The 7,107-nt window shown below is 71.6% G+C and carries 8 protein-coding genes and 1 pseudogene; 7 read left to right on the top strand and 2 right to left on the bottom strand.

What is annotated here, in order from left to right; translation table 11 throughout:
- The 5 genes and pseudogenes from FNH04_RS48210 to FNH04_RS38050 all read left to right on the top strand — a co-directional run.
- A pseudogene (locus FNH04_RS48210) lies at nt 1–242 on the top strand (hypothetical protein); the annotation flags it as partial.
- Nucleotides 243–294: 52 nt separating this feature from the next.
- Complete coding sequence (locus tag FNH04_RS38065; protein WP_152790399.1) at nt 295–894, top strand: Uma2 family endonuclease; 600 nt, start codon at nt 295–297, stop codon at nt 892–894.
- 4 nt (nt 895–898) lie between these two features.
- Nucleotides 899–1,555, top strand: coding sequence for an HD domain-containing protein (locus FNH04_RS38060; protein ID WP_152790398.1), 657 nt, complete (start codon nt 899–901; stop codon nt 1,553–1,555).
- A 120-nt stretch (nt 1,556–1,675) separates the two neighbouring features.
- On the top strand, nt 1,676–2,974 hold the full coding sequence (locus tag FNH04_RS38055) for a Cmx/CmrA family chloramphenicol efflux MFS transporter (protein WP_152790401.1): 1,299 nt from the start codon (nt 1,676–1,678) through the stop codon (nt 2,972–2,974).
- Between the two features lie 29 nt (nt 2,975–3,003).
- Nucleotides 3,004–4,068: a GNAT family N-acetyltransferase gene (locus FNH04_RS38050; RefSeq protein WP_152790400.1), complete on the top strand. Its 1,065-nt coding sequence runs from the start codon at nt 3,004–3,006 to the stop codon at nt 4,066–4,068.
- 39 nt (nt 4,069–4,107) lie between these two features.
- Here the strand turns inward: FNH04_RS38050 and FNH04_RS38045 are convergent, their stop codons facing one another.
- Entirely contained in the window at nt 4,108–4,389 is a 282-nt protein-coding gene (locus FNH04_RS38045; RefSeq protein ID WP_152790397.1) for a DUF4031 domain-containing protein, read from the bottom strand.
- 85 nt (nt 4,390–4,474) lie between these two features.
- On the bottom strand, nt 4,475–4,870 hold the full coding sequence (locus FNH04_RS38040) for a hypothetical protein (RefSeq protein ID WP_152790396.1): 396 nt from the start codon (nt 4,868–4,870) through the stop codon (nt 4,475–4,477).
- A gap of 57 nt (nt 4,871–4,927) precedes the next feature.
- Between FNH04_RS38040 and FNH04_RS38035 the strand changes: the two genes are divergently transcribed.
- The gene (locus tag FNH04_RS38035; protein WP_322725042.1) at nt 4,928–5,845 is read left to right on the top strand and encodes a MurR/RpiR family transcriptional regulator; all 918 of its coding nucleotides are present in this window, start codon (nt 4,928–4,930) and stop codon (nt 5,843–5,845) included.
- 142 nt (nt 5,846–5,987) lie between these two features.
- On the top strand, nt 5,988–6,938 hold the full coding sequence (gene murQ / locus FNH04_RS38030; protein ID WP_152790395.1) for an N-acetylmuramic acid 6-phosphate etherase: 951 nt from the start codon (nt 5,988–5,990) through the stop codon (nt 6,936–6,938).
- Nucleotides 6,939–7,107: the final 169 nt, after the last annotated feature.

The following is a 7,107-nucleotide window of genomic DNA, read 5'->3' as shown; positions in this document are numbered from 1 at the left end:
GGTCGAAGTCGGCGGCGGCACCGCGACCGGCTGTCGAGCGGCGGCGACCGCCCGGCGAGGGGCGCGCTCAGCCGTCGGCCGAGGCGACCTCGAAGGAGGACAAGGGCCGGGGCAAGGACGACAAGCCGGCTCCGGCACGCCCCGACCCTTTTCAGACCTGCGAGGACTGCGACCGCGCCTTCAGGTCTTCCGCCCCCGGCCGCTGCCGCGACTGCCGAACCGATCACCTGGTGGCCGCCTAGCATGAAGGTGACGATCCCTGCCCCCGGGCACAGACGACGAGGAGCGAGCGCCATGACCATCGCCCCGGACGACGCACGGCAGAGCGCCTCCCACCTGTACCGGACCATGCGGGACTTCGTTCAGACCATGGACGACACCCTCCCCGGCAAATTCGAGATCACCAAGGAAGGGATCGTCCACGACATGATGGCGCCGATCGGTCCGCATGAGCTGACCACCGTGCACCTCCGGAAGCGACTTGAAAAGCTCATGCCGGACGAACTGGTCGCACACACGGGGACACCTGACGTGGAAGCCGAAGGTGAAGGCATCATGCGCCACCCCGACGTCATGGTGATCGCCCTGGCTGACATGGATGTCCCGGGCTCCTTCGACCCGCGTGCGCTCATCGCCGCCATCGAAGTGGTCTCACGCTCCAACCCCGACAACGACTGGGTCGGCAAGACGCGCGACTATCCGCTGATGGGTGTCCCCGTCTACGCGATCTTCGATCCTCGTACCGGCACCGGCGCCGTCTTCACCGACATCCACTCCACCCCGGACGGGCCTCGCTACGCGACGCGCAAGGACTTCGTCTACGGCGAGGACGTGACTATCGACGCCTGGACGATCTCGACGGAGCAACTGCCGCGCTACCCGGCGGGACAATGACCCCATGGCCGCCCCGGACACCGACGATCTCCGCACCCGCTGGCTCCGCACCCTGCTCGCCGCCCGCGACGGCGTCTGTCACCCCGACCCGTACCCGTACGCCGACAACCTGATCAAGCGGTGGTCGGAGCCTCAGCGCAAGTACCACACCCTCGATCACCTCATCGCCGTCCTCGACCGCATCGACGTGCTGGAGGAGTACGCCGACGACCCGGACGTCGTACGGCTGGCGGCCTGGTTCCACGACGCCGTGTACCTGCCGGAGCGGTCCACGAACGAGGAGCGGTCCGCGCGGCTTGCCGAGCGGGCCCTGCCCGAGGCAGGAGTTCCGGACGGCAAGGTGCACGAGGTCGCCCGGCTGGTTCGGCTCACCATCACGCACGATCCCGACCCCGGTGACTCCGACGGCGCCGTCCTCTGCGACGCGGATCTGGCCATCCTGGCGGCGCCCCCTGAGGCGTACGACCGTTATGCGCGGGCCGTCCGCGAGGAGTACGCCTTCGTTCCGGAGGACACCTTCCGCGCGGGGCGGGCCGCCGTACTGCGTCAACTCCTCGCGCTGCCAAGGCTGTTCAGGACACCGTACGGGGAACGGGAGTGGGAGGCACCGGCCCGCCGGAACATCGGGGCCGAAATCGATCGGCTCACCGCCACGCAGTGAGACGGACCGGCACGGCGGGAATGCCCGTTCCCGGCACCACCGCTGATCCTTTACATGCGCACCAGCACCCGCACCCGCACCGATGCCGACACCGATGCCGACACCGACCGCTCCCCCCGCATGCCCCTCGCTGTCTACGTCCTCGGGCTCTCCGTCTTCGCCCTCGGCACCAGTGAGTTCATGCTCTCCGGGCTGCTTCCGCCCATCGCGGAGGACATGGGCGTGAGCATCCCCCGGGCGGGGCTGCTGATCTCCGCGTTCGCGATCGGCATGGTGGTGGGTGCTCCCCTGCTCGCCGTGGCCACGCTGCGGCTGCCCCGCCGGACCACTCTCGTCACGCTGATCACCGTGTTCGGGCTGGGACAGGTCGCGGGTGCTCTCGCGCCGAACTACGCCGTGCTGTTCGTCTCACGTGTCGTCAGCGCGCTGGCCTGCGCCGGGTTCTGGGCCGTCGGCGCGGCGGTGGCCGTGGCGATGGTGCCGGTGAACGTCCGGGCCCGCGCGCTCGCCGTGATGATCGGCGGGCTGTCCATCGCGAACGTCCTGGGCGTCCCAGCGGGCGCCTTCCTCGGGGAGCACCTCGGCTGGCGTTCGGCGTTCTGGGCCGTGGCCGTCGCCTCCGGGATCGCGCTCGTCGGAGTCGTCCTCCGCGTACCGCCCCTCCCCCTCCCCGACGAGAAGCCCCGGCTCGGCAACGAGGTGCGGATCTACCGCGACCCCCAGGTCTGGCTCTCCGTCTCCGTCGTGGCGCTGGCCGCAGGCGGTGTCTTCTGCACGTTCAGCTATCTCGCCCCGCTGCTCACGGATGTCGCCGGCCTCGACAGGGGCTGGGTGCCGACCGTGCTCGCGCTCTTCGGGATCGGCGCGCTGATCGGTACGGCGATCGGGGGCCGGGTCGCCGACGCGCACCTGTTCGGAGTGCTGCTCAGCGGTATCGCGACCTCGACGGTCATCCTCGTGGCTTTGGCCCTCCTCGGCGAGTACGCGGTCCTCGCCGTCGTCCTCTCCTTCCTCCTCGGCGTCTCCTGCTTCTTCACGGCCCCCGCTCTCAACGCCCGTATGTTCAACGTCGCCGGTGCCGCACCCACCCTCGCCGGGGCCACCACCACCGCCGCCTTCAACCTCGGCAACACCGGCGGTCCCTGGCTCGGGGGCACGGTCATCGACGCGGGGTTCGGGTTCGCGTCGACGGCCTGGGCGGGGGCGGCCCTCACGGCGGCCGCCATCGTGGTCACGGCCGTCTCGCTGCGGCTGCACCGCCGTACGTCTCCCGCGTCCCGTGTCGTCACCGGCGCCTCCACGGACGCGAACAGCGACGCCGGCACAACCGACGCCAGCACAACCGACGCCGGCACCCGCACGGACGTCGAGGCCAACGCCTGTGATCCTGCCGGAAAACCGGTACGTGAGAACCTCTGATCGCGCCTATCCTCGCCGCCATGCGACCAATGGGTGGGGACCAGGTACAGGAAGCCGTCGAACACGCGCTCGCGCTGCTGCGGACAGCGGTGGACCAGGACTGGGAGGGGACCAAGGCGGGCCGTCTGGAGTGGAGTTGCCGCGAGACGGCCGTGCACACCGCCGACTGCCTGCTCTGCTACGCGGGGCAGTTGGCGGGGCGCGCGACCGAGGCGTGGATGCCCTTCGAACTTGCCATGGCCGACGACGCCGGCAACGACGGTGTGCTCGACGTCATCGAGACCACCGCCACCCTGCTCGCAGCCACCATCCGCGCCACGCCGCGCGACGTGCGCGCCTTCCACCCGTACCCCTTCCGTGCCGCCGACCGCGAGGGCTTCGCCGCGATGGGTGTCACGGAGGTCCTCCTCCACACGCACGACATCGCCGAGGGTCTCGGACTGACGTACGAGGCGCCCGCCGAGCTCTGCGAGAACGTCCTCACCCGACAATTCCCGCACGTCCAGCCCGGCCCCGAACCCTGGCCGCTCCTCCTCTGGGCCACCGGACGCGGCCACCTGCCCGGCCGTGCCCCGGTCACCCGGTGGAACTGGTACAACCCCCTGGTCATCCCCGCCGAACGGCTCACCCTCCACAGCGTCACCCCGGCGGCCGGCGCCGACCTGGCCACGGGCGGCACGGGCGGCTTCGACTGGATCGAGGGCGGCCCGATCGAGGGCACGCGTGTGGGCTCGGCCCTGCTCGTCAAGGCGTACGAGGGCGGCACGCTCCGGCCGGAGTGGGGCATGTACGTCCTCGTCCGCACCGGGGACGGCCGCGCGCTCGGCGCCCTGGGCTTCCACTCCGCCCCCGACGAGGAGGGTCGCGTGGAGATCGGCTACGACCTGGTCGAGGCGGCCCGCGGCCACGGTCACATGACCGAGGCGCTGCGCGCGCTGGCCGGCTGGGCGCGGGGACGCGACGACGTGCGCTCCCTGTTCGCGGTCGTCGACAAGGGGAACGTGGCGTCGCAGGGGGTGGTGACCCGGGCGGGGTTCCAGCAGGTCAGTGACGACGGGGAGCAGTTCGCCTACGAGCTTCGGCTACGTGCCTGATGGGCCTGATGGGCCTACTCATCTGACGTGCCGACGGGCCTACTCGCCCGACGTTGCGTTCCCCCGCCGCTTCGGTCTGCGCAGGCCCGCCCCCGTGAGCCTGCGCACCAGTTCCTTGGAGCCGATCTCCACCGCGCCCGCCCGTACCACGTCCGCGTAGCGGTGGGACGGGATGTCGTAGTGGTCGCGTTCGAAAGCCCGCCTGGGGACACCCAACTCCTCGGCGAATTGGTGGAGTTCCTCGAACGAGACGTCGCTGACCAGGTGGGACCACATGCGGCCGTGTCCGGGCCAGTTCGGCGGGTCGATGTAGACGGTCATGGCGCCACCACCACGGGGACGGCCGCCACGGGGACGGCCCTCACAGGGACGGCCCTCACGGGGACGGCCCTCACGGGGACGGCCCTCACGGGGACGGCGTCCCGCCGGTCGCCGACGCGAGTGAGCCCACCGCCGCGACCCTCACACCCGCCTTGTGGCACACCCAGTGGGGGTCGGCGCCCAGCTCGGGCTCGACATCGAGGGCGTGCGGGTCGCCGGAGCCGCAGACCGGGCAGAGCGGCCAGCGCCCGTACCGCTCCAGCAGCGCGTCCTGGACGTCCTGGGCCACGAGCCCCGCCACGAACTCCGAGCCCTCCGGCCACTGCTCCACCCACCATCGGCGCTGGACGACGGAGTCCTCGACCAGCGAGACGACGTCCGCCTGCGCGACGCTGCCCGCGACCAGGTCGGCGAGGACGAGGGCGCGAGCCGCGTGCAGGGCCTGCTCCGAGGGGCTGATGGGGTCGCCGGTGGGGTCCATGCACCCCATTGTGCGCACTCTTGACCACGCGACCGGACAGAAAATATCTTTCATGGGGTGAGCAATGAAGTGAAGGAAATTTTCGGAACGGGGAGACCACCCGCCCCGGCCGCCCTCGCCGCCAAGGTGCGCACCCTCGCCCCCTCCATGACCCGGTCCATGCAGCGGGTGGCCGAGGCCGTCGCCGGTGACCCGGCGGGCTGCTCGGCCCTCACGGTCACCGGACTCGCCGAGCTCACCGGCACCAGCGAGGCGACCGTCGTACGCACCGCACGCCTGCTCGGCTACCCGGGGTACCGGGACCTGCGCCTCGCGCTGGCCGGGCTCGCCGCCCAGCAGCAGTCGGGCCGCGCACCCGCGGTCACCGCCGACATCGCGGTGGACGACCCCATCGCGGACGTGGTGGCCAAACTCGCGTACGACGAGCAGCAGACCCTCGCCGACACCGCGGCAGGACTCGACACCGCCCAGCTGGGTGCGGCGGTCACGGCGCTGACGGCCGCGCGGCGCATCGACGTGTACGGCGTGGGCGCGTCCGGGCTGGTCGCCCAGGACCTCACGCAGAAGCTGCTGCGCATAGGCCTGGTGGCCCACGCGCACAGCGATCCGCACCTCGCCGTCACCAACGCCGTCCAGCTGCACGCCAAGGACGTGGCCATCGCGATCACGCACTCCGGGTCGACGGGTGATGTCATCGAGCCGCTGCGGGTCGCCTTCGAGCACGGGGCGACCACCGTCGCGATCACCGGACGGCCGGGCGGGCCCGTCGCCCAGTACGCCGACCATGTGCTCACCACGTCCACGGCACGGGAGAGCGAGCTGCGGCCGGCGGCCATGTCGTCCCGGACCAGTCAGCTGCTCGTGGTGGACTGCCTGTTCATCGGCGTGGCCCAGCGGACGTACGAGACGGCCGCGCCGGCGCTGTCCGCTTCCTACGAGGCGTTGGCGCACCGGCATCGGAGTAGCCCTCGGTAAGGCACAGGGCCCACAGGGCCCACAGGGCTGAGCGCCGTAGGACTGACCGCCGTGGGGCAGCTGCGGATCGTCTCCGGCTGGTCGCGCAGTTCCCCGCGCCCCTTCGGGGGCGCCACCGCACCGTACGAAATGAGCCTCTCCCATGACCTCCCCCGCCGCCTCCCCCAACTACCGTGACGTGCAGACCGAGTTGGAGACGCTGACGACCGAGGCGTTCCGGCCGGAGCTGGCCGAGGTCGACCGGTTGCCGACGCTGGAGATCGCGAAGCTCATGAACGGGGAGGACGCGACGGTGGCGGCCGCCGTCGCCGTACGGCTCCCCCTGATCGCCGCGGCGATCGACGACGTCGCCGACCGGATGGCGCGCGGCGGCCGGCTGGTCTACGCGGGCGCGGGCACCGCCGGGCGGCTGGGTGTGCTGGACGCCTCCGAGTGCCCGCCCACGTTCAACACGGACCCGTCCCAGGTCGTGGGCCTGATCGCGGGCGGCCCGGAGGCCCTCGCCACCTCGGTGGAGGACGCGGAGGACTCCAGGGAGCTGGCGGCCCGGGCGCTCGACGCCCTCGGGCTGACGGCCACCGACACGGTGGTGGGCGTCTCGGCCTCCGGCCGCACCCCGTACGCGGTCGGCGCCGTGGAGCACGCCCGTGCGCGGGGGGCGCTGACCATCGGCCTCGCCTGCAACGCGCGCAGCGCGCTCGCGGCGGCCGCGGACCACGGCATCGAGGTCGTGGTGGGCCCGGAGCTGCTGACCGGCTCGACACGGCTGAAGGCGGGCACGGCGCAGAAGCTGGTCCTGAACATGCTCTCGACGATCACGATGATCCGCCTGGGCAAGACGTACGGGAACCTGATGGTCGACGTCCGCGCCTCGAACGAGAAGCTCCGCGCCCGCTCCCGCCGCATCGTGGCCCTGGCGACCGGGGCGTCGGACGAGGAGATCGAGCGGGCTCTCGCGGCGACGGACGGCGAGGTCAAGAACGCCATCCTCACCCTCCTCGGCGATGTGGACGGCCCCACGGCGGCCCGCCTCCTGGAGGAGAACGGCGGTCGCCTGCGCGCGGCCCTGGCAGCGACGGCGACGGCACGCTGACAGGCTCTTCGACCAATCGGCTCCCCGACCGGAAAACAGATGCTGGTGGCGAATCCGGAGATGAGACCAATTGGCTCCTCAGTCCCAGCGACACGCCGTGAAAGCGGTGTGTCGCTGGGACTCGCGAGCCACTCGGCGACCCTACGCTCCGCCAGGCCGGTCCCCCGCC

Origin of the sequence: Streptomyces phyllanthi, assembly GCF_009377205.1 — a bacterium.
In the GTDB taxonomy this organism is placed as follows: domain Bacteria; phylum Actinomycetota; class Actinomycetes; order Streptomycetales; family Streptomycetaceae; genus Streptomyces; species Streptomyces phyllanthi.
This window is presented reverse-complemented; position numbering and strand designations above follow the sequence as displayed.

Coding starts and splice junctions, on each gene's coding strand:
- FNH04_RS38065 (WP_152790399.1), top strand. CDS start 295: ATGACCATCGCCCCGGACGACGCACGGCAGAGCGCCTCCCACCTGTAC.
- FNH04_RS38060 (WP_152790398.1), top strand. CDS start 899: ATGGCCGCCCCGGACACCGACGATCTCCGCACCCGCTGGCTCCGCACC.
- FNH04_RS38055 (WP_152790401.1), top strand. CDS start 1,676: ATGCCCCTCGCTGTCTACGTCCTCGGGCTCTCCGTCTTCGCCCTCGGC.
- FNH04_RS38050 (WP_152790400.1), top strand. CDS start 3,004: ATGGGTGGGGACCAGGTACAGGAAGCCGTCGAACACGCGCTCGCGCTG.
- FNH04_RS38045 (WP_152790397.1), bottom strand. CDS start 4,389: ATGACCGTCTACATCGACCCGCCGAACTGGCCCGGACACGGCCGCATG.
- FNH04_RS38040 (WP_152790396.1), bottom strand. CDS start 4,870: ATGGACCCCACCGGCGACCCCATCAGCCCCTCGGAGCAGGCCCTGCAC.
- murQ (WP_152790395.1), top strand. CDS start 5,988: ATGACCTCCCCCGCCGCCTCCCCCAACTACCGTGACGTGCAGACCGAG.